Origin of the sequence: Hymenobacter aerophilus DSM 13606 (assembly GCF_000382225.1) — a bacterium.
In the GTDB taxonomy this organism is placed as follows: Bacteria; Bacteroidota; Bacteroidia; order Cytophagales; family Hymenobacteraceae; genus Hymenobacter; species Hymenobacter aerophilus.
Genome location: NZ_KB907812.1, coordinates 78965 through 103111 on the forward strand (window position 1 = coordinate 78965; position 24147 = coordinate 103111).

The window sequence follows — 24147 nt, forward strand, 5'->3', positions numbered from 1 at the left end:
CCCCGAAAATCGGTTTCACAGTCCATCATTCACTTTTTGCTCACGTTCCCTCCCATGAAGCGTCCCACCTTCTACCTGTTGAGCATGGCCGCGCTGGCCGGCTCGACGCTGCTGCTGCCCGCCTGCGACAAAACCAACGACCCGCAGACGCCCGCCACCGCTACCGAACTATCGGCCCAGGACCAGAGCCTGGCCGAGGACGAAACCGCCGCCCTGGCCGACCTCACCGATGCCGCCGCCCCCGCCGATGCGGCCACCCCCAACAGCCCCGCCTTCGAATCCGACGATCTGGCCCGCCTCGCCGGCCGCTGCCTCACGCGCACCTACGACGCCGCCACGCGCACGCTCACTCTCGATTTCGGCACCACCAACTGCGTAGGCCCCAACGGCGTGGCCCGGCGCGGTAAAATCGTGACGGTTTTCAATGGCCCGCTGCGCGAGGCAGGTGCCACCCGCACCATCACGCTGGTTGATTATTACCGCAACGACCATCAGCACACCGGCACGCGCACCATCACCGGCCTCGGGGGCGGCTCCTGGAATCTGGTGGTGCAGAACGCCAGCATCAGCACGCCCGCCGGCACGCACTCCTGGACCGCCAGCCGCACCTACACCCGCACCGCCGGCCGGGGCACGCGCACCCTCACCGACGACGAGTACACGGTAACGGGCCAGACCAGCGGCACCAACCGCAAAGGCGTGAGCTACACGGCCACCATCGCCCAGCCGCTGCTCAAGAAATTCCAGCCCGGCTGCGCCCGCACGTTCGTGGCCGGCACGGTGAGCATCGAAACCGATAAGGACAAGCAGGCCCTGCTCAACTACGACCCCAGCGGCACCCAGGCCTGCGACAACCTGGCCTCCATCACCGTGAATGGCGTCACCCGCACCATCCGCGTCGGGGGCGGCATGTGAGCTTCTCAGTTTCCACCAAAAAAATGGGCTTCACTACCACCCTTGGGTTAGTGAGGTTCATTTTTTTAGGCACAACCTAATAAAAACGACTAATCAGCCACGTTTTTTATAAATAATATATTTAAATCAGCGCTTAAATGCGAAAATAATAATACATTGACTTATCATCTCACTCTTTCACATCCATTCTACTATGAAGAAAAACAGCTTCACTCACATCTTATCAGGCTTGGGCATGCTGGCACTAGCCAGTTGCTCGATTACACCTGAAGCAGCGGCCCCAATCACCGCTAAGCAATCGGCTAACAGTGTAGCACCTGAGTGCCCTGGCGGGGACTGCTCTGGCGGTGGTGGTGGAGGCGGCTCTACCTCACCCTGCGTAGCTCCGACCAGCAGCATTTCGGCTCGTATTAAAAGAGAAGCATTTCAATACGCTTATCAGATGAATTGGACGCCCGAAAATGTAATAATTGGTACACAGGGATGTAACGGCGTATATCCATTTAGCTTGGAGTTTATACGTAATAGAGATGGTAAGGCTCTCTGGGTTGGCGGCCGCTATAGTGGCGGTGTCATCGACATGGATTACATTCAGCCTTAGCAATCTGCCAATTCCTAAAAAAGCCCCGTAATACAAGTGTATTACGGGGCTTTCTTTAGGGGCGGGCCGCCGGAAGAAGGCCCTTTTACTTCCCCTTGAATTCGGGTTTGCGTTTCTCCAAAAAGGCCTGCACGCCCTCGCGGTAGTCGTCCGATTCGCCGGCAATCTGCTGGCAGTGGGCTTCGTAGTCGAGCATTTCGTCGAGCGTGGCGGTGGCGGCTTTGTTGAGCATCTGCTTGATGAGGCCGATGCTTTTGGTGGGCGCGGCGGCGTAGCGGGCGGCCAGGCCGTAGGCAGCCTCATCGAGCTGCTCGGGGGCCACTACCTGGTTCACGAGGCCCAGGCGCAGCGCCTCTTCAGCCGGCACCTTCGAGCCCAGCGTGCACAACTCGAACGCCTTGAGCGTGCCCACCAGGCGCGGCAGAAACCACGACGAACCCGAATCGGGCACCAGCCCGATGTTGATGAACACCTCAATCAGCGAGGCTTCCGACGAGGCCACAATGGCGTCGCAGGCCAGCACCAGCGAGCAACCGGCTCCGGCCGCCACGCCGTTGAGGCGGCACACAATGGGCTTGGGCAGCGCCCGCATGGCCCGGATGATGGGGTTGTAGCGCTTGTGCAGCGAGTCGTAGAAGGAGCGCGGCTGGCCCTCGGCGGCTTCGGCCTCGCGGCCCGCTTTCAAATCCTGACCCGAGCAAAAGGCCCGGCCGGCGCCCGTGAGCACCACGGCCCGCACGTTGGCGTCGCGGGCTACCTGCTTGAGGGCGTCCTGCAGCTCGTAGCTCTGGGCATCGTCGAAGGCATTGAAAACGTCGGGGCGGTTGAGCGTAATGGTGGCCACGCCATCGGGGCGCACTTCGTAGAGTAAGGACATTAGTGCAGTAGTAAGTTGGTAAGCAAAGAAACGTCATTCAGAGCGAAGCGAAGAATCTCGCGGGCTGATGTTGTGCCAGTATCCTACTGTCAGCCCGCGAGATTCTTCGCTGCGCTCTGAATGACGTTCTTTTTATCAGCTCACTTAACCCATCCGCAACAGCGCCTCGGCTACGTACAAATCCTCGGCCGTCGTGATTTTGAGGTTGCGGTAGTCGCCTTCTACTAAATGAATGGGGTGCAGGTCTTCCACCACGCTGGCGTCGTCGGTGAAGGTGTTGAGCTCGGGTAGCTGGTAGGCGCGGCGCAGCAGGGCCAGATCGAAGCACTGCGGGGTTTGCACGAGGCGCAGGCGGGCGCGATTGAGGGCGTAGCTGCCCTGCTGACTCAGGTTGCGCACCGAATCTTTGGGCACCACGGCCGCCACGGCCGCGCCGTGGTTGTAGGCCGCCGCGTACGTCGCCTCGATTACGGCGCGGGGCGTAAGGGGCCGCACGCCGTCGTGCACCGCTACCACGCCGTTTTCGCGCCCGGCCAGGTGCGCCAGCCCGGCCCGCACCGAGGCCCAGCGGCTGGCCCCGCCCACCACCAGCGCGTGCGGAATCTGCACCTCGTACTGCCGGCACAGCGCCTGCCAGGTGTCGAGCTGCCCGGCCGGCAACACCACCACCAGCTCGGTCACGCCCAGGACCGGCTCGGCAAAGCGGCGCAGCGTGTGCAGCAGCACCGGCTCGCCGGCCAGCTCCAGAAACTGCTTGGGCCGGTCGGCGCCCATGCGCGTGCCGCTACCGCCCGCCACGATGATGGCGTACCGCAGGAATTTCGAGGTTGGGGGATTTAAGGACGGAGGCTGGTTCATCATGTCAGGCAGTAGCGCAAGTAACAACGCCGCTCAAAGAAAACGCCGACAGCCGCTTTAGAAGAGGCTATCGGCGCAACTTGAAACAGCGGAAGGAAACCAGGGCTTGATTTTCAGGGCCCGATTTTCTTTCACCTAGATAATCAGCATGGCGTCGCCGTAGCTGAAGAAGCGGTATTTCTCCTTGATGGCCAGCTTGTAGGCCTCAATCAGCAGCTCGTGGCCGGCGAAGGCCGAGGCCATCATCATCAGCGTGCTTTCCGGGGTGTGGAAGTTGGTAAGCAGCGCGTTGGCGATTTTGAAATCGTAGGGCGGGAAGATGAACCGGTCGGTCCAGCCTTCGTTGGCTTTCAGGCGGGTGTGGGCCGAAACCGACGACTCCATGGCCCGCATGGCCGTGGTGCCGATAGCGCACACGCGCTTCTTGGCATCCAGCGCCTTGTTCACGACAACGGCCGTGGAGCCGGGCACCACGAAGTTTTCCGAGTCCATTTTGTGCTTGGTCAAATCCTCCACATCCACGGTGCGGAAGGTGCCCAGGCCGATGTGCAGCGTCACGGGCGCCACCTCAATACCCTTGATTTCCAGGCGCTTCATCACTTCCTTGGTGAAGTGCAGGCCGGCCGAAGGAGCGGCCACGGCGCCGATGTTGTCGGCGTAAATCGTCTGGTAACGCTCCTTGTCGGCCGCCTCGGTTTCGCGGGTGATGAACTCCTTTGGAATTGGGGTTTCGCCGAGGCTGTAGAGGGCCTTGTAGAAATCTTCGGGCGGGCCGTCGTAGAGGAACTTGATGGTGCGGCCGCGCGAGGTGGTGTTGTCGATGACCTCGGCCACCATGTCCGACTCGCCGAAGTAGAGCTTGTTGCCCACCCGGATTTTGCGGGCCGGATCCACCAGCACGTCCCAGAGGTGAATTTCGGTGTTCAGCTCGCGGAGCAGAAACACTTCGATCTGGGCGCCGGTTTTTTCCTTGTTGCCGTACATGCGGGCCGGAAACACCTTCGTGTCGTTGACCACAAACACGTCGCCTTCGTCGAAATACTCCAGAATGTCTTTAAACGAGCGGTGCTCGATCTTGCCACTATCCTTGTGCAGCACCATCAGGCGCGACTCGTCGCGGTTTTTGGCCGGGTGCTGGGCCACCAGATTCTCGGGCAAATCGAATTTGAACTCAGAAAGCTTCATGGGCCAGACAGGGCAATAGTTGGGGAAACTAGTAAAAAAATCGAGCCGCAAAAGTACGGATAATTGGCGGAATAATAGGTAATTTTCGCCCGGAACCTCTTAATTGCCCAACCTGTGCCCAGTAGGCAACAGGCCGGCCGCTAAGAAGAACCCCGCCCCGGAAAATGTTTGCGCCCGGCCGGTACTGGTTGCGGGCCACTCCGGCCGTTTCTCAACTCCTTCGCCTTATGAAAGCCATTCGCCTGACGCTTGAGAGTTTCCGCTTTGCCTGGGAGGCCCTCAAGGGGAATCTGCTGCGCACCATTTTGTCGCTGCTGGGCGTTACGGTGGGCATTTTCGCCATTATTGCCGTGTTTACGGTGGTCGATTCGCTCGAAAAGAACATCCGTAGCTCCATGAGCTTCGTGGGCGACAAGGTGATTTACGTGGATAAGTGGCCCTGGGTGTTCGAGCCGAATTTTGCCTGGTGGAAGTACTTCAACCGGCCCGTGCCCAGCGTGCGCGAATACCGGCTGCTGCAGAAGCAGTTGGGGCCCAACAACGCCGGCGTGGCCATTTTCGCCAACAAATCGGGCAACACCTTCAAGGCCGGTTCCAACAGCGTGAACGACGCCTTTATGCAGGGCGTGAGCTACGAATATCGCAACATTTCGGACGTGCCCGTGGCCGAGGGCCGCTACTTTACGCAGCAGGAAGTGGAGGGCGCCCGCAACGTGGCCATCATCGGGGCCGATATTGCCCGCGACCTATTCCCGGGTCGTTCGGCGCTGGGGCAGGAGTTTAAAACCCGCGGCCAGCGCTTCACGGTAATCGGCGTGATGGAGAAGGCCGGCAAAAGCCTGCTCGAAATCAAGAGCAACGACACCAACACGTTTATCCCGTTCGGCGCCTTCTCCAAGATGTTCGCCATCAACCCCGGCACCGGCAGCGGCGTGTCGGCCACCATCGGCATCAAGGGCCTCGACACCGACCCCGGCCTGCTCGATTTGGAGTATGAGGTGAAGGGCCTGATGCGTAATATCCGCGGCCTCAAACCCCGCGAAGACGACAACTTCGTGCTCAACCGCCCCGAAATGCTGGCCAGCGCCATTTCGGGCCTGTTCTCGATTCTGGGCGTGGCCGGCGGCGTTATCGGCTCGTTTGCCATGCTGGTGGGCGGCTTCGGCATTGCCAACATCATGTTCGTGTCGGTGAAGGAGCGCACCAACATCATCGGCATTCAGAAGTCGCTGGGGGCCAAAAACTACTTCATTCTCTTCCAGTTTCTGTTCGAGGCCGTGTTTCTGTGCCTGCTGGGCGGGGCGGCGGGCCTGCTGCTGGTGTGGTTTATCACGCTCATTCCGCAGGACTCGCTGCCACTGTTCATGAGCGGCGGCCGCATTGCGCTGGGCCTCACCGTGTCGGTGCTCATCGGCGTGGTGGCCGGCATCATCCCGGCCGTGCTGGCCGCCAACCTCGACCCCGTAATTGCTATTCGGGCCAAGTAGGTTTTGGGTGAGGATGTTAGGAGGCGAGCCGTCTGCCATTCTGAGCGGAGCGAAGAATCTCGCGTGCCAAAGTAATCCTGTCGTCAGGAGTTACCACTGCAGGCGAGATTCTTCGCTCCGCTCAGAATGACAGACGGCTCACCCCATCACCTCCTCACCCATCATCCACAAATTGCTATCTTGCGAACCGCTATGTGAGGTCGCCCCCCGGTTTGTGGGGGCGGCCTTCCTTTTTGCTTACCTTATTTACCGCTTCCTTTTTCCGGCGCAGCCTGCTCCGGTCCGGGCATACTTCCGGGCCCGGACCGGGCGGGCCCGCGCCTCATTTTTTTAAAATTCCCATGTCGAAACTCAAGAAAGAAAGCCGCACCAAAGTGGCCGAGCAGACGCTCAATGCCGGCAGCGGCCAGACCATCGTTCAGCCCAACGTCAACGACAACAAAGTAAAGACCATCAGCGACATCCGCGAGCAAACCCACGGCGAGCGGACGGTGCAGGTGGAAGACGAGCAGCGCATCCGCAAAGCCTTTGTGGACAAGGACTGGAACGAGATTAAGATTGCCGACTCGTGGCAGATTTTCAAGGTGATGGCCGAGTTCGTGGAGGGCTTCGAGAAGATGTCGAAAATCGGCCCCTGCGTGTCTATTTTCGGCTCGGCCCGCACCAAGGCCGACAACCCCTACTACAAGATGGCCGAGGAAATTGCGGCCAAGCTCGTGCGCCACGGCTACGGCGTAATTACGGGCGGCGGCCCCGGCATCATGGAGGCCGGCAACAAGGGCGCCCACTCCGAAGGCGGTAAGTCGGTGGGCCTCAACATCGAGCTGCCCTTCGAGCAGTTCAACAACATCTACATCGACCCCGACAAAATCATCAACTTCGACTACTTTTTCGTGCGCAAGGTGATGTTCGTGAAGTACGCGCAGGGCTTCATCGGCATGCCGGGCGGCTTCGGTACGCTTGATGAGCTGTTCGAGGCCATTACGCTTATCCAGACCAAGAAAATCGGCCGCTTCCCCATCGTGCTGGTGGGTACCAAGTACTGGCAGGGCATGTTCGACTGGATTCAGCAGGTGATGCTGGAAGACGAGCACAACATCTCGCCCGAGGACATGGACCTGGTACAGCTGGTGGACACGGCCGAGGACGCGGTGAAAATCATCGACGAGTTCTACGGTAAGTACCTGCTGTCGCCGAACTTCTAAATCACTGATTTTCGCTGATTAACGGTGATTACGCTGATTTTTTGACTGGTTGGTGCCGGTGATGTGCGGCTTTGCATTTGAGGCGAGCCGCTGGAACGACCGAACATTCTGGCTTTTCAGGGCTGCATAGAGCCGCTGCTTCGGCAGCGGCTTTTTTGTGCGTAGTTTGGCCGGCCTTTCCCCGCGTTGTGTTGTTATCTGGTTTATGCCGAATTCTGCTCCCGTTTCCTCTGCCGAAGCCCCCGAACTGGTGCGCGACTACGACTACCTGATTGTGGGCGGCGGCGCGGCGGGGCTGAGCCTGGCCTACCACCTCAGCCAGGAGCCCCGGCTGGCCGATAAGCGGGTGCTCATCATCGAGCCGGAGGCCAAAGACCAGAACGACCGCACCTGGTCGTTCTGGGCCGATGCGCCCACCCTTTTCGACGGTATTGTAGCCCACGAGTGGGCGAAACTGGCCTTTCGCAGCCCCACCTTCGAGCGGATACTGACCCCGGAGCGCTACCGCTACAAGATGATCCGGGGGCTGGATTTCTACCAGTTTGTGCAGCAGATGCTGACCGGTAATCCGCAGTTCACCTGGCTGACGGCGACGGTGCAGGAGTTGACCAGCACGGCCACCGGGGCGCGGGCCAGCACGCCCGAGGGCGAGTACTCGGCCCGCTACGCCTTCGACAGCCGCCCGCCCCGGCTAACCGAAATGCGCCGCCCCCACCACCGCTACCTGCTCCAGCACTTTGTAGGCTGGGAGGTGGAAACCGAGCACGACGCCTTCGACCCCACCACAGCCGAACTCATGGATTTTCGGGGCGAACAGGGGCAGGAAGTACGCTTTATGTACGTGCTGCCCTTCGGCCCGCGTCGGGCCCTTGTCGAGTACACGCTGTTTTCGGAAACGCCGCTGGCCAAGGCCGAATATGAGGTGGAGCTGCGCCGCTACCTGGCCGCGCTGCCCGGGGCCGGCAACTACCACATTACGGCCGAAGAAGTGGGCGCCATTCCGATGACCGACCACCCACTGCCCCTGCGGCAGGGCGCGCACGTGCTCAACCTGGGCACCCGGGCCGGCCGGGCCAAGCCCAGCAGCGGCTACGCCTTCAAGCGGATTCTGGCCCACTCGGCCCGCCTGACCGCGGCGCTGGCCGCCACTGGCCACCCGCCCCGCCACAGCACCGGCGACCAGTGGCAGTTCCGGCTGTTCGATACGCTGCTGCTCGACATTATGCAGCGCCGGGGCGAACAGATACGCGACATTTTCAGCCAGCTCTTCCAACGCAACCCCACCGACCGGGTATTCGATTTTCTGGATGAGCGCACCAGCTGGAAGGAGAATTTCCAGATTATGAACTCGGTTACCCCCTGGCCTTTTCTGCGCTCCGTCTGGCACGTGCTGCGGCGCCGGCCGGGGCAGCGGCAGTAGGGTCCGGCAGCCGTTTCAGGCGGTTACCGGTTGGCCACAGTGCCACTGGGCCGGGCTGAAATGCCTTGTTTAAGCTTAACAGTAACAGGTGTTTACCACGGCCCTATCCGGCCGGGGCCGATTGGGGTATTTTTTTAGGCGGCCGTTTTGCTGCACTCATCGCCCAAAATCCTGCTTCAAACGAATAATACTATTTATATCCAACCCCATCATCCATATTTGATACCTGAATTCTCATGCAGGCTTCGCTTTTCACCTGAATAGCTACCTGCTGGCTGGACATTACTACGCGCGCCGGATGAGAAGGGCAGTTGCCGGCGCGATACACCCTACATGCGAATGAAAACAACTTTTACTTCTACCCTGCTGGGAATTGGAGCGGCCTTCGCGGTGCTGCTGACGGCGGCGGCCAGCGGCTGCACGTACTCGAGCGGCGAAGAGCCTAACCCCTGCCCTACCACGGCCACCGAGGCCGTGAGCTACGCCAAGGATATTTCGCCCATTTTCGATGCCAACTGCCGCAGCTGCCACGGCGCCGGCGTGTACCAGACGATGGGCGGCGGCAACGACTACAGCAACTACCAGGGCATCAAGCGGCAGTCGGCTACCCTGCTGCTGGGCTCGGTGCAGCACGCGCCCGGCTTCGACCCCATGCCCAAGGGCGGCGACAAAATTGCCGTCTGCGACATTGCCAAAATCAAGGCCTGGATTGAGGCCGGCCAGCCCGATAACTAAGCGCGGGCAGTGACGTCTCCCCGCTCTTTCCTGCATTATGCCGCCGCCGTCTGCGGGCAGGTGCTGCGCGGGCCCCAGGGCCTGCTCGGTGCGCTGCTGCTGGTGCTGCTGGCCGCGGCGGCCCCCCACAGCCACGCGCAGGGGCGCTTCATGACCAAGGAGGGCCGGGTTACGTTCTTCTCGACCAGCATCATCGAGGACATTGAGGCCGTGAATAACGCCACGGCCGCCCTCGTCGATTTAACCACCAACCAGTTCGCCTTCTCGGTGCCCATCAAGCAGTTCACGTTCAAGCGCACCCTCATGCAGGAACACTTCAACGAGAACTACATGGAATCGGACAAATTTCCGCGGGCCACCTTCACCGGCCGGTTTGTGGATGCCAACCTGGCGGGCATATCGGCGCCGGGCAACCACACGGTGCGGGCCGAGGGCGACCTGACGCTGCACGGCGTCACGCACCGCATTAGTGTGCCGGCCACGCTCGAAATCAAGAACGGGCAGCTGCAGGCCTTCGCCAACTTCAACGTGGCGCCGGCCGATTACAACATTGAGATTCCGTTGCTCGTGCGCGAGAACATTGCCAAGGTCGTCCGCATCCGGGTGGTGCTGATTGCCGATCCGGTGGCGGGCTCCGGGGCAACCCGGGCCGCCAATTAAGAATTCATTTCGCAACCGCTTCTATATGAAAGCAATTTTATCCGTTTCGGGGCTCGGTCTGGGCCTGCTACTGGCTCCGGCCGCCTTCGCCCAAACCGGCGGCGACCTGCTGGGTCAGCTCGACTCGCAAACCACCAACCCCGAAAAGCGCGAGGTGGTAGCGGCCACGTTCAAGGCCACCCACATCATCAACTCGCAGTCGGTGGAAACGCCGGGCGAAGGCACGCTGGCCTTCCTGATTCAGCACCGCTTCGGCACGCTCAACAGCGGCGCCTATAACTTCTTCGGCCTCGACCAGGCCGTGCTGCGCCTGGGCTTCGAGTACGGCCTGACCGACCGGCTGACCATCGGCATCGGCCGCAGCTCGCAGGAGAAAACCTACGACGGCTCGGTGAAGTACCGCGCCATCCGCCAGACCACCGGCGCCGGAGCCATGCCCGTGTCGGTGACGCTGTTTGCATCATCGGCCATCAACACGCTCAAGTTCAACGAGCTGCCCGGCGAAAAGCAGCGCACCACGGCTTCGCGCATGACCTACGCCTACCAGGCCCTGATTGCGCGCAAGTTCAGCCCCAACCTGTCGGTGCAGCTCATGCCCACGCTCATCCACCGCAACTACGTGGCCACGCCGGGCGAGCAGAACGACGTGTACGCGCTGGGCGGCGGTTTGCGCCAGAAAATCACGAAGCGCACGGCCCTCACGGCCGACTACTACTACCTGTTTCCGGGCAACACGGCCGACAACTTCCGCAATGCGCTGGGGTTGGGGGTTGATCTGGAAACGGGCGGCCACATTTTCCAGCTGCACGTGACCAATTCGCTGGGCATGACGGAGAAATTCTTCGTGCCCGAAACCACCGGCAAGTTCTTCTCCGGCGACCTGTACTTCGGCTTCACGGTGGCCCGCAATTTCACGCTCAAACCGCAGATTTAAGCTTTTTCAGGATGACGACGCAACGTTTCCGCCGGGCGAAAGCCGGGCTGGCCGGGGGCTTAGTGCTGCTACTGCTGCTGGTTGTGTGGGGCAGCTGGCAGGAGCCCAGCCTGCACGAGTTCACGCCCGTTACCGAGTTTATAACGCTGGAGGCGCCGGGCCTGCAGCCGGGCCCGGCCGCCGAGCAGCTGCAGGCCCGGGCAATGGCGCTGCCGGGCGTAACGGCCTGCGCCCTGCGCCCCGAAAAGCAGCTGCTGACGCTGGCCTACCAACCGGCCGAACTCAGCGCCGAGCAGCTACAGCAGCTGCTGGCCTTGCGCCCGTTGCCCCAGCCCGCGCTGAGCGCCGCCGCCGAGGCCCGCCAGTGCCCCGTGCCGCCCGGCTACGTGCACGCCCTGGAGCGGGTGCGCTTCGCCTTCAACCTGCGCCGGCTGTTTGTGCGCCTGTAGCGCGGCGGGCGGGCAGTTTTCCCTATGCTTACTCTTTACTACTTACCCTTTCTCCTACCCGTTTCTTTCGTATGAAAAGAACCCTACTCGCGGCCAGCCTGCTGGCCAGCACCCTGCTGCTGGGTGCCTGCGGCAGCAAAGACGAAGCTGCTGCTCCAACCCTTTATGACCGACTGGGCAAAACCGAGGGCATTACCAACATCGTGGACGGCTTGGTGGCCAACATAGGGGCCGAAACGGCCGTGCCCAATTCGGCCATGCTCCGCTCGCACAAGCCCATGCTCGATGCCGTAAATGGCGTGAACGGTGCCGCCCCGACTGACCCCACCCGCCTGCAGCGGCTGCGCAACAACGTTATCGATCAGCTGGGCGAGGCCACCGGCGGCCCGGTTACCTACAAGGGCCTGAGCATGCTGACGGCGCACCGCGGTATGGCGGTTACGGCCACCGAGTTCAGCATATGGCGCCAGCAGCTGGAGGCCTCGCTCAACTCCAACAAGGTATCGGCCAACGACAAAGCCGAGCTGTACGTCATCATCGACAAGATGCATGACGACGTGGTGGGCCACTAACGGCGCCCACGCCGCGCCGGCCTTTTCGGAGCCAATTCCACGCTAACCCGCCTGCCCATGCTGCCTTCTGCCGACCCTACGCCCGCCCCCGCCGAAACCGGCACGGGCCCCATTGCCGAGCTGACGCAGGTGCTGGAGCAGTTGCGGCAGCAGGAGCTGCACCGCTTCAGCAAGCGGCTGCCGCCCGAGCAGGCCAACTCGCTCGACGAGCTGACGACGGCGTTGGTGCAGCGCGTGGTGCAGGGCCTGGCCCAGAAGCTCGGCACGGCTCGCCAGCAGGGCAACAGCACGCCGCTGCTGCAGGTGCTCACCACCCTCTTCGACCTGCAGGCGCAGCCCACCGAGTAGCCCACCGGCGCGAAAACGGCCCGACAACAGGTTTTTTATCCTCTTGAGAAAAGCCAGCTTCCGTTGCGGGGGCTGGCTTTATTCGTGCAGCCCTGCCGGCAGGCTCGCCTCGCTTTCCAGGTAGGCCCGCTCGGCCGCCACCAATTCCGCCGAAAGTGGCTGCAGCTGCGGGGCGGGGCGCGAGAGGTTGAGCAGGTAGCCGGGCAGCTCCGTCAGGTTGTCGAGGTCGTGGGTGATGCAGAGCACGGTTTTACCCTGCTGCGCCACCCACTCGTGCAGCAGCCCGAACACGCGGCGGCGGTAGTACACATCGAGCTGCTGGGTGGGCTCGTCGAGCAGGCACAGGGCCGCGTCCTGCAGCGCCAGTTGGGCCAGCCACACCAACTGCTGCTCGCCGCCCGACAGCAGCGTGAAGTCGCGGCCGGCGAGGTGGGCAGCACCCACGCGGGCCAGCGCCGCATCGGCCAGGGCGTAGTCGGCGGCCGAGTAGCCTGCCAGAAAGCGGTGGTGGCGGAAGCGGCCCATCACCACCAGCTCGCGCACGGGCAGCGAAAACTCGACGTTGGCCCGCTGGGGCAGGTGGGCCAGCAGCCCGGCCGCGGCCGGCCGGCGCACGGCGCGCAGGTTCTGCCCGTTCACGGCAATGGTACCTTCGTAGGGAATCTGGCCGGTGAGGGCGCGCAGCAGCGTGGTTTTGCCGCAGCCGTTGTGCCCGATTACGGCTACGAAGGCCGGCTGGGGCACCGTAAAACACAAATTGCGGAGCAGGACTCGTCGTCCGTACCCCGCAATCAGGTTTTCTATGGATAGTATTGAGTACTGAGACATGAGTAGTGAGACGCGGATGGCAGTGAGCCATCATCCTGAACAGTTCTAACTACTCAATACCAACTACCCAATACTAACTACTCCCTTAGTACTCGTCCTCGTTGAACATGAAGTCCTCTTTGGTCGGGTAGTCGGGCCACACTTCCTCAATGTTTTCGTAGGGCTGGCCGTCATCTTCGAGGGCCTGCAGGTTTTCTACCACCTCCATCGGGGCACCCGAGCGGATGGAGTAATCAATGAGCTCATCCTTGGTGGCGGGCCAGGGGGCATCTTCCAGATACGAAGCAAGTTCGAGAGTCCAGTACATAAGCGTGTGTGCTACTAAAGGGCAACTAAAAAAGTGGTCAAAAACGCGGAGCGCCCTCCGCAAAAACCCGGCCGATACGGTGGGCCTGCCAGAACGGTATCAGGACCGCGGCGCAAAGGTACGTCGGCGCAATTGCTGACGACAACGTAAATGCGCCGCGAAGGTTAAGGCCCGCCGCTTCGCCGGTGCGCCGGCTAGCGCCCGGCCGCCGCTTGGTACATGGTAATCAGGTCGTTCTTGGTTCTGATTTTTCGGTCGAAGGCCCTGATTTTCCCCTGCAGCAGGTTGCGGAATGTGTCGTTGGCGGGGCTAGGGCTGAGCTTGTCGAGGTTGTCGCGCAGCACCTGCCGCTCCTGCTCATCGAGGCGGACAAACTCGCGCAGGGCCTGCACCCGCAGCGTGGCCTCGGCGGCCGGCGCCGGGCTGGGCGCAGTGGGGTCGGCGGCCTGGCGCTTGCGCATGTAGTAGTCGAGGGCGCTCATTTCAAACACCTTATCGCAGGCCATGATAAACTGCTCCCACACCTGGTCCGACTCCTCGCCGCGCACCGGGCCCACCTGTTTCCAGGCCGCCTGCAGCTCTTTGGCGCGGGTTACAGCCTCGGGCATGGGCCGCTTCAGCAGCTCCTGGGCCTCGGCTACCAGGGCGCGCTTGCGGCGCAGGTTTTCCTCGCCGCTGCTGTTGTTGCCGCCCGCCGCGCCGCCACTGCCGGGCTGCTGGCGCTGGCTTTCGATGTGGGTTTTGAGGCGCTCGAAAAAGTGGTTGTGCGCCGCCCGGAAGCTCGTCCAGAGTTCGGTGGCCTGCTTGCGGGGCAGGTTGCCATCAAGCTCCTTCCAGGCCTGCTGCAGCAGTTTCAGCTTGCGGCTGGTTTCTTCGAACTCCGTGGAGTTTTTCAGGGCTTCCGAGCGCCGGATCAGGTCTTTGTACTGCTCCTGCGTGCGGTTGGTCATGGCCTTCTTCACGGCCATGTATTCCTTTTTGCGGGCGTAGAAAGCGTCGGCGGCGGTCTGGAAGCGCTTTTCCAGCTCGTCGGTCAGCTCCTTTTCCACCGGCCCGGTCTTGATCCAGGCCTGGCGCAGGTCCTTGAGCTGGTTGCTGCCTTCCTGCCAGTCGAGCGTGTTGTGCAGGGCCTCGGCCTGCTCGATGAGGCTGTGCTTGGTAGCCAGGTTTTTGGCCCGGTTCTGCCGCACGGTGGCCTGAATAGTTTCCTCGGCCGCGCTGAGCTGCGCGTGCAGCGCGGCAAAGTCGCCCAGCGCATCGTAGCTGCCGGCCTGCTCCTTCAGGTGCTGGGCCTTCATCAGAAACGAGCCCTTGTTGTCGGACTCCTGCATGTTGCGCAGCAGCTCCTCCACTTTGGCCTGGTAGCGGCCGAAACGCTGGGCAAAGTAGCGCAACGAGGCCTCGGCCGACTCCTTGACCCGGCCCACCGGCCGGGCCGGATAATCGAGCACGGGGCGCAGCCAGACCTGGTCGCCCTCCGTGTAGCCGTACTGCTGGGCCTGGGCCAGCAGCTGGTCGGGGGTGGATGCCGGTAATTCCATAATCGGATAGAAAACAACTAAGTGGGAAAGGAGAACTGGGAGCAGAACGAGGTACAAGTTTACGGCTTGTTGGCCAGATTCGCTGCCGGGGCCGGGGGCCGCTGGCCGGGGCGGAATGTTGGGGCGGGCTGCCTACCTTTGAGAAGCCGACAACACCGGCCAGCCGGCTTTCTGCCCGCGTCAGGCCATTTTTTTCCGCTTTATTTTCTTTCCATGAGCGACCAGCCCACCATTATCTTTTCGATGGCCGGGGTCACCAAGGTGTACCCGCCCCAGAAACAGGTTCTCAAAAATATCTACCTCTCGTTCTTCTACGGCGCCAAAATCGGCGTGCTCGGCCTCAACGGCTCGGGTAAGTCGAGCCTGCTGAAAATTATTGCCGGCGTCGACAAGCAGTTTCAGGGCGAAGTGGTGTTCTCGCCGGGCTACTCGGTGGGCTACCTGGAGCAGGAACCCCAGCTCGACCCCACCAAAACGGTGCTCGAAGTAGTGCAGGAAGGCGTGGCCGAAACCGTGGCGCTGCTGCAGGAATTCGAGGAAATCAACGAAGCCTTCGGCGGCGAAGACCCCGACTTCGACAAGCTGCTGGAGCGCCAGGGCACCGTGCAGGAGCGCCTCGACCAGCTCGACGCCTGGAACCTGGACAGCAAGCTGGAGCGGGCCATGGATGCGCTGCGCACCCCCGACGCCGACGCCATTATCGGCAACCTCTCGGGCGGCGAGAAGCGCCGGGTGGCGCTGTGCCGCCTGCTGCTGCAGGAGCCCGACGTGCTGCTGCTCGACGAACCCACCAACCACCTCGACGCCGAAAGCGTGCTGTGGCTGGAGCAGCATTTGCAGCAGTACAAAGGCACCGTCATTGCCGTCACGCACGACCGCTACTTCCTCGACAACGTGGCCGGCTGGATTCTGGAGCTGGACCGCGGCGAAGGCATTCCGTGGAAGGGCAACTACAGCTCGTGGCTGGAGCAGAAGGCCAACCGCCTGGCCAAGGAGGAGAAAACCGAGAGCAAGCGCCAGAAAACCCTGCAACGCGAGCTGGAATGGGTGCGCATGGCCCCCAAGGCCCGCCAAGCCAAGAGCAAGGCCCGCCTCGCCGGCTACGACAAAATGGTGAGCGAAGACTCCAAGGAAAAGGAGCAGAAGCTCGAACTCTTCATCCCCGACGGCCCCCGCCTGGGCGCCCAGGTGATTGAGGTGGACGGCCTGCGCAAGGCTTTTGGCGACAAGCTGCTGTTTGATAACCTGAGCTTCTCGCTGCCCCAGGGCGGCATCGTGGGCGTTATCGGGCCGAACGGCGCCGGTAAAACCACGCTGTTCCGCCTCATCACCGACCAGGTGCAGCCCGATGCCGGTACGTTCGTAGTCGGCCCCACGGTGCAAACCGCCTACGTGGATCAGCAGCACGACACGCTGGAGCCCAACAAGACGGTGTTCGAAACCATTTCGGGTGGTACCGAAACCATGTTGCTGGCCGGCCGGCCGGTGAATTCGCGGGCCTTTGTGAGCAACTTCAACTTCCGGGGCGGCGACCAGGAAAAGAAAGTCGGGAGCCTCTCGGGCGGCGAGCGGAACCGGGTGCACCTGGCCACCACGCTCAAGCAGGGTGCCAACCTGCTGCTGCTTGACGAACCAACCAACGACCTCGACGTGAATGCCATCCGGGCCCTGGAAGATGCGCTGGAGAACTTCGCCGGCTGCGCCGTCATCATCAGCCACGACCGATGGTTTCTGGACCGCTTGGCCACCCACATCCTGGCCTTCGAGGGCGACTCGGAAGTGGTCTGGTTCGAGGGCAACTTCTCCGACTACGAGGAAGCCAAGAAGAAGCGCCTCGGCGACGTGGAGCCCAAGCGCGTGCGCTACCGCAGCCTGGGGTAGCGGTTCGTAACCTCATGTCATCCTGAGCAGCGCGAAGGACCTATATAGAAGCTATCCATTGATATTAGCTCCTGTATAGGTCCTTCGCGCTGCTCAGGATGACAGTGGAGACCTAATATCAACCGCCAAAGCCCCCACCCGCCCATGACCTTTGCCGAATACGACCAGCTCGACGGCCTCGCCCAGGCCGACCTCGTACGCCAGGGCCAGCTGACGGCCGCCGACCTGTGCGCCGCCGCCGTGGCCCGCGCCGAAGCCGTGAACCCGCAAATTAATGCCGTGGTGCGGCCGCTGTATGAGGCGGCGGAGGCGCGGGCCGCGGCGGGGCTGCCGGCCGGGCCGTTCGGGGGCGTGCCGTTTCTGCTCAAGGATTTCGGGGCCCAGTACGCGGGTGTGCCGCACAGCTCCGGCAGCCGGGCGCTGCGGGGCTTCGTGCCCGCGCAGGATGCCGAGCTGGTGCGGCGCTGGCAGCAGGCAGGCCTCAACGTGCTGGGCAAAACCAACACGCCCGAGTTTGCGCTCATGGGCGTAACGGAACCAGCCTTGTTTGGCCCCACGCGCAACCCCTGGAACCTCGACCACACGCCCGGCGGCTCCAGCGGCGGGGCGGCGGCGGCCGTGGCAGCCGGCATAGCTCCCGTGGCCGGCGCCGGCGACGGGGGCGGCTCCATCCGGATTCCGGCGGCCTGCTGCGGGCTGTTCGGTCTCAAGCCCAGCCGGGGCCGCAACCCCACCGGCCCCGAGCAAGGCGAGAAGTGGCAGGGCGCGGCCGTGGAGCACGTGCTCAGCCGCTCGGTGCGCGACAGCGCGGCCCTGCTCGATGCCACCGCCGGCCCCGACCCGGGCGCGCCCTACTTTTTGCCCCCACCCGCCCGGCCCTACCTGGAGGAAGTGCGCCGCGAGCCCGGCCGGCTGCGCATCGGCTTCAGCTTGGGCCACCCGCTGGGCAAGCCCCTGCACCCCGAGTGCGCTACGGCCGTGCGCGAGGCCGCCGCGCTGCTCGAACGCCTGGGCCACGAGGTAGAATAAGTACCGCTGCCCTTCGACGGACAGGCCGTGGCGCGGGCGTTTCTGATGCTGTACTTCGGCGAAACCGGGGCCAGCCTGGCCGCGTTGGCGCAGCACCTGGGCCGCCCCGCCCGGCCCGCCGACGTGGAGCCCACCACTTGGCTGCTCGGCCTGCTGGGCCGCACCTACTCGGCCGCCGACTTCGCCGCCGCCCGCCACTCCTGGAACGACTGCGCCCGTAGCCTCGGCCGCTTCCACCAGACCTACGATTTGCTGCTCACGCCCACGCTGGCCGTGCCGCCGGTGCGCATCGGCGAGCTGCAGCCCAAGCCTACCGAGCAGCTGCTGCTGAAGCTGGTGAACACCTTCGGGCTGGGTGGGCTGATGCGCCGCTCGGGGCTGGTGGAACAGCTGGCCGAGCAAAGCCTGGAAAAGACGCCCTACACCCAGTTCGTCAACCTCACGGGCCAGCCCGCCATGTCGGTGCCGCTGCACTGGACCGCCGACGGCCTGCCCTGCGGCGTGCAGTTCGTGGCTCCGCTGGGGGCTGAAGACGTGCTGTTCCGGCTGGCCGGGCAGTTGGAACAGGCCCGGCCGTGGTTTGGGCGGCGGCCGGGGTTGTGAGTTGTTAGTGGCGGCTTATCAGCTATTATCCCTCACTGTGAGTAGCAAAACGAGCCAACTGCCGATTAATGCCTAATCTACTTCGGCACAAACCAGTGCAGGTAGCCACAGTTGTCGCACTCGTAACATACGGCCGTGGTGTCAAGCCATTCGGTGCCGAACAGGCTGGATGAGGCTTTGTTGAGTTGCGCTTTACGTCGCCAAAAACGGTCGTGCTGACAAATAACGCAGCGTAATACGTGGCCCTTTATTTCAACCCCGACGGGTTCTGGTGCATCAAATAACCCCATGTTGGCAGTGCTTTAACAGAACAGAGTAATCCAATTGCCCGCCTGCGTTGGTCGGGAGTGGTTGTAGAGACGCGACCCCTCGCGTCTCGGCGTTGAACAGTCGGCGCCGGAACAGTTACGAGCAACAACGTCAGCAACGCCGAGACGCGAAAGTTTGCGTCTCTACATTGTGCGCCGTCAACGCAAACCGTCCCCGCCGGCACGGGCATTGGGTCCCAAAGTAGCAGCCGCGGCCGGATATTCGTATGGGTTTGGAGCGCATTTGCTGCTTTCGCTGCCGAACCCTGCCGTATGCCTGCTTCCGAAACGCCCGTATCTGCTGCCGCTACCGAGCCAGACGCCGCGCCCGAATCGTCGTCTAAAACGGCTATTGTGGCCGCGTTGGGGGCCAACCTGGCCATTTCCGTGGTCAAGTTTGTGGCGGCGGGCTTCTCGGGTAGCTCGGCCATGGTGGCCGAGGGCATCCACTCGCTGGTTGATACGCTGAACGAGGTGCTGCTGCTGCTGGGCATCCGGCGCAGCCAGCGGCCGGCCAACGCCGCCCGGCCCTTCGGCTACGGCAAGGAGCTCTACTTCTGGGCCTTCGTGGTGTCCATCCTGATTTTCGGCATCGGCGGGGGCTTTTCCATCTACGAGGGCATCGAGCACCTGCGCCACCCGCCGGCCCTCAGCGACCCGACCTGGAACTATGTGGTGCTCATTCTGGCCCTGGTGCTCGATGGCGGCTCGTTCCTGCTGGCCCGGCGCACCTTCAACGCGCAGCGCGGCCGGCAGCCGTTCTGGCGGGCCTTCCGCGCCAGCAAGGACCCCGGCACCTTTGTGGTGCTGTTCGAGGATGCGGCCGACGTTATCGGACTGGTGCTGGCCTTTCTGGGCGTGTTTCTGAGCCACTACTTCCAGAACCCCTACTTCGACGGGGCCGCCTCGCTGCTCATCGGCCTGCTGCTGCTGGTGGTGGCGGGCCTGCTGCTGCGCCAGAACCACAGTTTGTTGCTGGGCGCCCCCGCCGCGCCCGTTGTACTGGCGCAGCTGCAGGAGCTGGCCCGCACCGACCCGGCCGTGCAGGCCGTGGCTTCGCCCCTCTCCACTTATCTCAGCCCCCACGAAATGCTGCTCGTCGTGCGCGTCACGTTCGAGCCCACCCTCTCCGGCCCCGAACTCACCCTGGCCGCCGCCCGCCTGCGCACCGCCCTCCGGCAAGCCCACCCCGACGTGCAGCACGTGTTCGTGGAGCCGGTGAGTGAGTTAAAAGATTGTGACGCAGGAAGCCTCCTGTCATCCTGAGCGCAGCGAAGGACCTATACAGAAGCTAACATCTGATAGTACCTTCTGTATAGTTCCTTCGCTGCGCTCAGGATGACAGCACCAAACCACTAAATCACCAAATCACCACTACGCCAGCAGCTCCTCGATGTCCTCCTTCGTCAGGTTTTTGATGACGGCTTCGTCGGTGGAAATCAGGTCGGTTACGAGCTGGATTTTTTTGCGCTGCAGGGCCAGGATTTTCTCCTCGACGGTGCCGCGGGTGATGAACTTGTAGGTGAACACCGTGCGCTGCTGGCCGATGCGGTGGGCGCGGTCTACTGCCTGGGCCTCCACGGCGGGGTTCCACCAGGGGTCGAGCAGGAACACGTAGTCGGCGGCCGTCAGGTTGAGGCCCACGCCGCCGGCTTTCAGGCTGATGAGAAACACGCGCAGCGCGGGCGTTTCCTGGAAGCGGTTTACCTCGGCGTGCCGGTCGCGGGTGTTGCCATCGAGGTAGGCGTAGGCAATCTGCCGCTCATCGAGGGCGGTGCGCACCAGGGCCAGGTGCTTCACGAACTGGCTAAACACGAGCACCTTGTGCCCCTCGGCCACCACGCTTTTTATCATCCGGATCACCTCGCGCAGCTTGCCCGATTCGTGGGCGTAGTTTTCGTCGGCCAGGCGGGGGTGGTTGGCAATCAGGCGCAGCTTGGTGAGGCCCTGCAGCAGCACGAACTGGGTGTTGGCCGAGCCGGTTTCCTCCAGGCTCTGCAGAATCAGGTTGCGGTAGTGGCTCTTGGTTTCCTCATAGAACTGCTGCTGCTCGTCGGTCATGGCGCAGTAGTCGAGGTTTTCAATCTTTTCGGGCAGCTCGGTGGCCACCTGGGCCTTGTGGCGGCGCAGGATGAAGGGCTTGATGAGCGCGTGCAGCCGGCGGCGCTTGTCCTCGTCCTGGTGCTTTTCGATGGGCTTGAGGAATTCCTTGCGGAAAAACGCCTGCGTGCCCAGCAGCCCGGGGTTGATAAACGACATCTGCGACCACAAATCCATGGTGCTGTTCTCGACGGGCGTGCCGGTCAGAATCAGGCGGTGGCGGGCCGGCAGCTGGCGCACGGCCTGCGAGGTGGTCGAGCCCGGGTTTTTGATGGCCTGCGACTCGTCGAGAATCACGTAGTCGAACTGGTAGGTTTTGAGCAGCTCGATGTCGAGGCGCACGATGCCGTAGCTGGTCAGCACCACGTCGTAATCGGCAAACTGGTCCACGTTTTTCTCGCGGTAGGTGCCCGTGTAGATGAGCAGGCGCAGGCCGGGCGCGAACTTAAACGCCTCGGTCATCCAGTTGTACACCAGCGAAGTAGGCATCACCAGCAGCGACGCCGCGCCGTGGGCCGCCGCCATTTCCTTGCGCCGCAGCAGCAGCGCCAGCGTCTGCACGGTGTTGTGGGTGAGCACGAAATCGTCGGTCACGTACAGCCGGTCGGGCGCATCTACGGCAATGCACTGGGCCGCCATCGTGCCAACCAACTCTACGGACTTTATGCCGCGGTAGGGCCGATACTTGGTTTTGGGCCGGTACAGCGCCACTTTTCGCCTCAGTCGGAACGGCACCACCGTGGGCGGCAAACTCAGCGTGAGCGTGTAGGCCAGCTGCCCGGTGCGCGTTTCGCCGCCGTAGGTGTAGGTGGGCACCTTGCTGCTGCGGCGCACCGTGCCGCCCAACGACTGCACCAGGAAAGTAACGCCCGCAATCAACTCGGCCGAAATTGAGGTAAACTGACACACGTCGCCGCTGGCCGACACGTAGCCGTCGGTATCCAGCAGGCCCTGCAGCACGGCCAGGCGGGTGGCCACGTCGTTCACCAGGTAGACCTCCGGGATAAACTTATCCGCCGAGCCGCGCCCTTTCAGGCCCAGCTGTCCGATGGTCTGCATCAGCTCGTTGGTCCAGCCCGCCGCGGCTTTCACCAGCGTGTAGTCGTAAGTGCCCGCGCGGTGGTGCATGGCGAGGGTGGGCGGCAGCGTGTCGGCCACGTAGTTCACAATGTCCGCGTCGGCTGTGGAAATGCTGATGCTATTCTGGCGGAAGCAGCCGTCGCCGAGTAGCAGGCCCAGCAGGTAGGGGTCGAGCGGCACGGGCTGGGGCGCAAAGTTCACCGGGGCCACCAGGGGCACAAACCATTTGGTGTTGCCGTGCCGGTCGTGCAGGTCGTGCTGCAGCGCCGCCAGCTCCTTTACCTGGTAGGGCTGCTGGCGGTACTTCTGCACCGGACTTTGCACGGACCACAGGTGCTCGGCGCAGCATTCGGCGGTGGCTCCGTCGGTAAACGTCACGCGGTAAATCGGCTTTTCACCCTGCGGAAACACGCCCGTAATGCGCGAGTGGCCGCCCTGCGAGTTGATGAGCACGTCGCCCACGCGGGCCTCGCCCATGGTTTTCCAGCCGGTGGGCGTCAGCAGACGGGCGTGCAGCGGCTGGGCTTTGCCCAGGCCCATATCGTCGGCCAGGCAGCCGCCAAACTGGTAGTTCTGCACGAAGTGGAGCCAGTCGTAGCCGGCTTTCTGGTAGGGGCGCAGCTCGCCGCGGAAGGTGGCGGGCACGGGCTGCTCGGCCACCATCTCGAACTCGCGCAGCTGCTCCAGCTTCCGGCTCATGAGCACGGTAGCGAGGTTGCCGCTCTGCAAATCGGCCACCAGCGACACGTGGTGCTTGCGCAGACTCAGGCCTTCGTTGTGCTCCTCAGCGAAGGCAAACAGCTCCAGGTACTGCGCAAACCACTCCTCCGGAATGATGGCAATCTGGCCGTTGGGCAGCCGGAACTCGGGGCGCTTGTTGAGAATGTAGGGCCGCAGCTTGATGAAGGGAATCTCAAACTCGCCGAAGCGCACCACGCCGTGCACATCAAACCAGTCGTTGGTTTCGGTGATGCCCACCTCCACCGAAACGGCCCCGATAAAGTAGTCCTTGCCCGACGAGCGGCCCTGTTTCACCGTGAAGCCGCGCTGGGTCAGCTCGTCGGCGTGGTCGTGCAGCCAGCGGAAGGCGGTGGCCTTGTCGAGCAGGGCGCGGCCGTTTTCCACCTCCAGGGCCCGGCTCAGCAGCTCGCGCACCACCTCGGCCTCCTGCTCGGCGTTGCGGATGAGGCGGTAGAACACGTAGTTATCGGCCTGCTTTTCCAGCTTCACGCACACCTTTTTGTCGTGGTCGGAGGGCACCGTGTGCGGGCCGTAGCGGAAGCTCAGGTCGAAGTGGATGTGGTTGGCGGGCGCCGCCGCCGGCGCGGCGGCCACGGCTGTAGCGGCGGCCGGCCGGCGGCCCGGGCGCGGGGCGGGCGCAACGGCCGTAGCCGCCGCGCCGGCCGCCGCTACCGGGGCATCGGAAAACGTGAGCTGGGGCCGGGCCACGTAGCGCTCCGAGCGGATATCGAAGCCGCGGGCGTGCACATCGAACGACTCGACCAGCGGGGCCACGAACTTGCGGAAGTAGCTGTCCTCGACCTGCCGCGGAATAACGATGAACTTCTTGCTTAGGAAGGGCTTGAGCTTCTTACCGTCGACCTCGTTGCGGAAATTGTGCAGCACGTCGCCCACCAGCAACCAGGCGGGCTGCTCGCACACAATTACCGCGTCTTTGTACTGGAAATCGAGCTTTTGTCCCTGGTACTGAATGGTGGGAAAGTAGTGCGTATTCTCCTCGTTGCGCCGGAAGTGGAACAGCACCGAGGCCGGCTCGGGGGCCAGGGAAATTTCGCGCCAGGTCGGCTCGCCGTCGCGGCCCATAATGAACACGCACTTGCCCGCCAGCCGGCTCAGAATCCGGCCCATGCGCGCCTGCACGTACTGGCAAATGGCGTCCTGCAGCGCCTTATCGCCCTTCTCAGGGTCGTATGCCTTCAGGAAGAAATCGGCCGGCGTGGTCTTCTTTTTAGGCCCGAACTCCTTGATAACCGCGTCCTGGCTTATCTGGTCGGTGAGGGCAACCAGCTCGAAGTCGGTGGCATCGAGGCCGGTGCCAAACTCGGCGGCGTTGCGGGCCGATACCGTTTGGTGCAGCAGCGTCAGCTGCCCCCGCTCGTTGCGCTGCACCACGTACGACTCGAACAGATAGCCCAGATATTCATGCTCCAGCAGCGAATAAACAATCTGAAACGGCTCAGTAGTTGAGACCTTCATGGTTAGA

Annotated in this window: 21 protein-coding genes; 14 read left to right on the plus strand and 7 right to left on the minus strand. The window is 62.8% G+C overall.

What is annotated here, in order from left to right:
• Window positions 1–54 precede the first annotated feature (54 nt).
• Complete coding sequence (locus tag H145_RS0111225; protein ID WP_019948245.1) at window positions 55–915, plus strand: hypothetical protein; 861 nt, start codon at window positions 55–57, stop codon at window positions 913–915.
• Between the two features lie 686 nt (window positions 916–1601).
• Here H145_RS0111225 and H145_RS0111230 read toward each other — a convergent pair.
• The 3 genes from H145_RS0111230 to queA form a co-directional block, all read right to left on the minus strand.
• A complete protein-coding gene (locus H145_RS0111230) occupies window positions 1602–2393 on the minus strand; it encodes an enoyl-CoA hydratase-related protein (RefSeq protein ID WP_019948246.1) in 792 nt (263 codons plus the stop codon).
• 144 nt (window positions 2394–2537) lie between these two features.
• Entirely contained in the window at window positions 2538–3251 is a 714-nt protein-coding gene (locus H145_RS0111235; protein WP_157541474.1) for a 2-C-methyl-D-erythritol 4-phosphate cytidylyltransferase, read from the minus strand.
• A gap of 135 nt (window positions 3252–3386) precedes the next feature.
• Complete coding sequence (gene queA / locus H145_RS0111240; protein ID WP_019948248.1) at window positions 3387–4436, minus strand: tRNA preQ1(34) S-adenosylmethionine ribosyltransferase-isomerase QueA; 1050 nt, start codon at window positions 4434–4436, stop codon at window positions 3387–3389.
• Window positions 4437–4663: 227 nt separating this feature from the next.
• Here queA and H145_RS0111245 point away from each other — a divergent pair, with 227 nt between their 5' ends.
• The 9 genes from H145_RS0111245 to H145_RS0111285 all read left to right on the plus strand — a co-directional run bounded on the left by H145_RS0111245 (window position 4664) and on the right by H145_RS0111285 (window position 12246).
• Window positions 4664–5923, plus strand: coding sequence for an ABC transporter permease (locus tag H145_RS0111245; RefSeq protein WP_019948249.1), 1260 nt, complete (start codon window positions 4664–4666; stop codon window positions 5921–5923).
• A 341-nt stretch (window positions 5924–6264) separates the two neighbouring features.
• Window positions 6265–7128: an LOG family protein gene (locus H145_RS0111250; RefSeq protein ID WP_019948250.1), complete on the plus strand. Its 864-nt coding sequence runs from the start codon at window positions 6265–6267 to the stop codon at window positions 7126–7128.
• Window positions 7129–7333: 205 nt separating this feature from the next.
• The gene (locus H145_RS0111255; protein ID WP_019948251.1) at window positions 7334–8548 is read left to right on the plus strand and encodes a lycopene cyclase family protein; all 1215 of its coding nucleotides are present in this window, start codon (window positions 7334–7336) and stop codon (window positions 8546–8548) included.
• A gap of 339 nt (window positions 8549–8887) precedes the next feature.
• Window positions 8888–9283 carry a cytochrome c gene (locus H145_RS20985; protein WP_019948252.1) on the plus strand — a complete coding sequence of 132 codons (396 nt, stop codon included), beginning with the start codon at window positions 8888–8890 and terminating at the stop codon, window positions 9281–9283.
• Window positions 9284–9292: 9 nt separating this feature from the next.
• Entirely contained in the window at window positions 9293–9943 is a 651-nt protein-coding gene (locus H145_RS0111265) for a YceI family protein (protein WP_240471694.1), read from the plus strand.
• A 25-nt stretch (window positions 9944–9968) separates the two neighbouring features.
• Window positions 9969–10877: a DUF5777 family beta-barrel protein gene (locus H145_RS0111270; protein ID WP_019948254.1), complete on the plus strand. Its 909-nt coding sequence runs from the start codon at window positions 9969–9971 to the stop codon at window positions 10875–10877.
• Between the two features lie 11 nt (window positions 10878–10888).
• Window positions 10889–11326 carry a hypothetical protein gene (locus H145_RS0111275; protein WP_019948255.1) on the plus strand — a complete coding sequence of 146 codons (438 nt, stop codon included), beginning with the start codon at window positions 10889–10891 and terminating at the stop codon, window positions 11324–11326.
• A 71-nt stretch (window positions 11327–11397) separates the two neighbouring features.
• Window positions 11398–11898: a group I truncated hemoglobin gene (locus tag H145_RS0111280; protein WP_019948256.1), complete on the plus strand. Its 501-nt coding sequence runs from the start codon at window positions 11398–11400 to the stop codon at window positions 11896–11898.
• Between the two features lie 57 nt (window positions 11899–11955).
• Window positions 11956–12246: a hypothetical protein gene (locus H145_RS0111285; RefSeq protein WP_019948257.1), complete on the plus strand. Its 291-nt coding sequence runs from the start codon at window positions 11956–11958 to the stop codon at window positions 12244–12246.
• A gap of 78 nt (window positions 12247–12324) precedes the next feature.
• Here the strand turns inward: H145_RS0111285 and H145_RS0111290 are convergent, their stop codons facing one another.
• The 3 genes from H145_RS0111290 to H145_RS0111300 all read right to left on the minus strand — a co-directional run bounded on the left by H145_RS0111290 (window position 12325) and on the right by H145_RS0111300 (window position 14922).
• Window positions 12325–13074 carry an ABC transporter ATP-binding protein gene (locus tag H145_RS0111290; RefSeq protein WP_033426144.1) on the minus strand — a complete coding sequence of 250 codons (750 nt, stop codon included), beginning with the start codon at window positions 13072–13074 and terminating at the stop codon, window positions 12325–12327.
• An 85-nt stretch (window positions 13075–13159) separates the two neighbouring features.
• On the minus strand, window positions 13160–13381 hold the full coding sequence (locus tag H145_RS0111295; protein WP_019948259.1) for a DUF2795 domain-containing protein: 222 nt from the start codon (window positions 13379–13381) through the stop codon (window positions 13160–13162).
• A 194-nt stretch (window positions 13382–13575) separates the two neighbouring features.
• Window positions 13576–14922, minus strand: a complete 1347-nt coding sequence (locus tag H145_RS0111300; protein ID WP_019948260.1) for a DUF349 domain-containing protein — start codon at window positions 14920–14922, stop codon at window positions 13576–13578.
• 213 nt (window positions 14923–15135) lie between these two features.
• Here H145_RS0111300 and ettA point away from each other — a divergent pair, with 213 nt between their 5' ends.
• From ettA to H145_RS0111315, 4 genes are all read left to right on the plus strand, one after another.
• Window positions 15136–16803 carry an energy-dependent translational throttle protein EttA gene (ettA, locus tag H145_RS0111305; RefSeq protein WP_019948261.1) on the plus strand — a complete coding sequence of 556 codons (1668 nt, stop codon included), beginning with the start codon at window positions 15136–15138 and terminating at the stop codon, window positions 16801–16803.
• A 144-nt stretch (window positions 16804–16947) separates the two neighbouring features.
• Entirely contained in the window at window positions 16948–17832 is an 885-nt protein-coding gene (locus H145_RS24960; protein WP_019948262.1) for an amidase, read from the plus strand.
• A gap of 45 nt (window positions 17833–17877) precedes the next feature.
• Window positions 17878–18435, plus strand: coding sequence for an amidase family protein (locus tag H145_RS24965; RefSeq protein ID WP_019948263.1), 558 nt, complete (start codon window positions 17878–17880; stop codon window positions 18433–18435).
• Window positions 18436–19016: 581 nt separating this feature from the next.
• Window positions 19017–20009 (plus strand): cation diffusion facilitator family transporter, encoded by a 993-nt coding sequence (locus H145_RS0111315; RefSeq protein WP_019948264.1) that lies wholly within the window; start codon window positions 19017–19019, stop codon window positions 20007–20009.
• 108 nt (window positions 20010–20117) lie between these two features.
• Here H145_RS0111315 and H145_RS24970 read toward each other — a convergent pair whose 3' ends face one another.
• A complete protein-coding gene (locus tag H145_RS24970; RefSeq protein ID WP_019948265.1) occupies window positions 20118–24140 on the minus strand; it encodes an SNF2-related protein in 4023 nt (1340 codons plus the stop codon).
• Window positions 24141–24147: the final 7 nt, after the last annotated feature.

What these genes read in the sequence shown, in the direction of transcription:
- queA (WP_019948248.1), bottom strand. Translation starts at nt 4,436, where the DNA reads ATGAAGCTTTCTGAGTTCAAATTCGATTTGCCCGAGAATCTGGTGGCC.
- H145_RS0111235 (WP_157541474.1), bottom strand. Translation starts at nt 3,251, where the DNA reads ATGAACCAGCCTCCGTCCTTAAATCCCCCAACCTCGAAATTCCTGCGG.
- H145_RS0111225 (WP_019948245.1), top strand. Translation starts at nt 55, where the DNA reads ATGAAGCGTCCCACCTTCTACCTGTTGAGCATGGCCGCGCTGGCCGGC.
- H145_RS0111275 (WP_019948255.1), top strand. Translation starts at nt 10,889, where the DNA reads ATGACGACGCAACGTTTCCGCCGGGCGAAAGCCGGGCTGGCCGGGGGC.
- H145_RS0111300 (WP_019948260.1), bottom strand. Translation starts at nt 14,922, where the DNA reads ATGGAATTACCGGCATCCACCCCCGACCAGCTGCTGGCCCAGGCCCAG.
- H145_RS20985 (WP_019948252.1), top strand. Translation starts at nt 8,888, where the DNA reads ATGAAAACAACTTTTACTTCTACCCTGCTGGGAATTGGAGCGGCCTTC.
- H145_RS24965 (WP_019948263.1), top strand. Translation starts at nt 17,878, where the DNA reads ATGCTGTACTTCGGCGAAACCGGGGCCAGCCTGGCCGCGTTGGCGCAG.
- H145_RS0111255 (WP_019948251.1), top strand. Translation starts at nt 7,334, where the DNA reads ATGCCGAATTCTGCTCCCGTTTCCTCTGCCGAAGCCCCCGAACTGGTG.
- H145_RS0111315 (WP_019948264.1), top strand. Translation starts at nt 19,017, where the DNA reads ATGCCTGCTTCCGAAACGCCCGTATCTGCTGCCGCTACCGAGCCAGAC.
- H145_RS0111290 (WP_033426144.1), bottom strand. Translation starts at nt 13,074, where the DNA reads ATGTCTCAGTACTCAATACTATCCATAGAAAACCTGATTGCGGGGTAC.
- H145_RS0111250 (WP_019948250.1), top strand. Translation starts at nt 6,265, where the DNA reads ATGTCGAAACTCAAGAAAGAAAGCCGCACCAAAGTGGCCGAGCAGACG.
- H145_RS0111245 (WP_019948249.1), top strand. Translation starts at nt 4,664, where the DNA reads ATGAAAGCCATTCGCCTGACGCTTGAGAGTTTCCGCTTTGCCTGGGAG.
- ettA (WP_019948261.1), top strand. Translation starts at nt 15,136, where the DNA reads ATGAGCGACCAGCCCACCATTATCTTTTCGATGGCCGGGGTCACCAAG.
- H145_RS0111285 (WP_019948257.1), top strand. Translation starts at nt 11,956, where the DNA reads ATGCTGCCTTCTGCCGACCCTACGCCCGCCCCCGCCGAAACCGGCACG.
- H145_RS24970 (WP_019948265.1), bottom strand. Translation starts at nt 24,140, where the DNA reads ATGAAGGTCTCAACTACTGAGCCGTTTCAGATTGTTTATTCGCTGCTG.
- H145_RS0111295 (WP_019948259.1), bottom strand. Translation starts at nt 13,381, where the DNA reads ATGTACTGGACTCTCGAACTTGCTTCGTATCTGGAAGATGCCCCCTGG.
- H145_RS0111280 (WP_019948256.1), top strand. Translation starts at nt 11,398, where the DNA reads ATGAAAAGAACCCTACTCGCGGCCAGCCTGCTGGCCAGCACCCTGCTG.
- H145_RS0111270 (WP_019948254.1), top strand. Translation starts at nt 9,969, where the DNA reads ATGAAAGCAATTTTATCCGTTTCGGGGCTCGGTCTGGGCCTGCTACTG.
- H145_RS0111230 (WP_019948246.1), bottom strand. Translation starts at nt 2,393, where the DNA reads ATGTCCTTACTCTACGAAGTGCGCCCCGATGGCGTGGCCACCATTACG.
- H145_RS24960 (WP_019948262.1), top strand. Translation starts at nt 16,948, where the DNA reads ATGACCTTTGCCGAATACGACCAGCTCGACGGCCTCGCCCAGGCCGAC.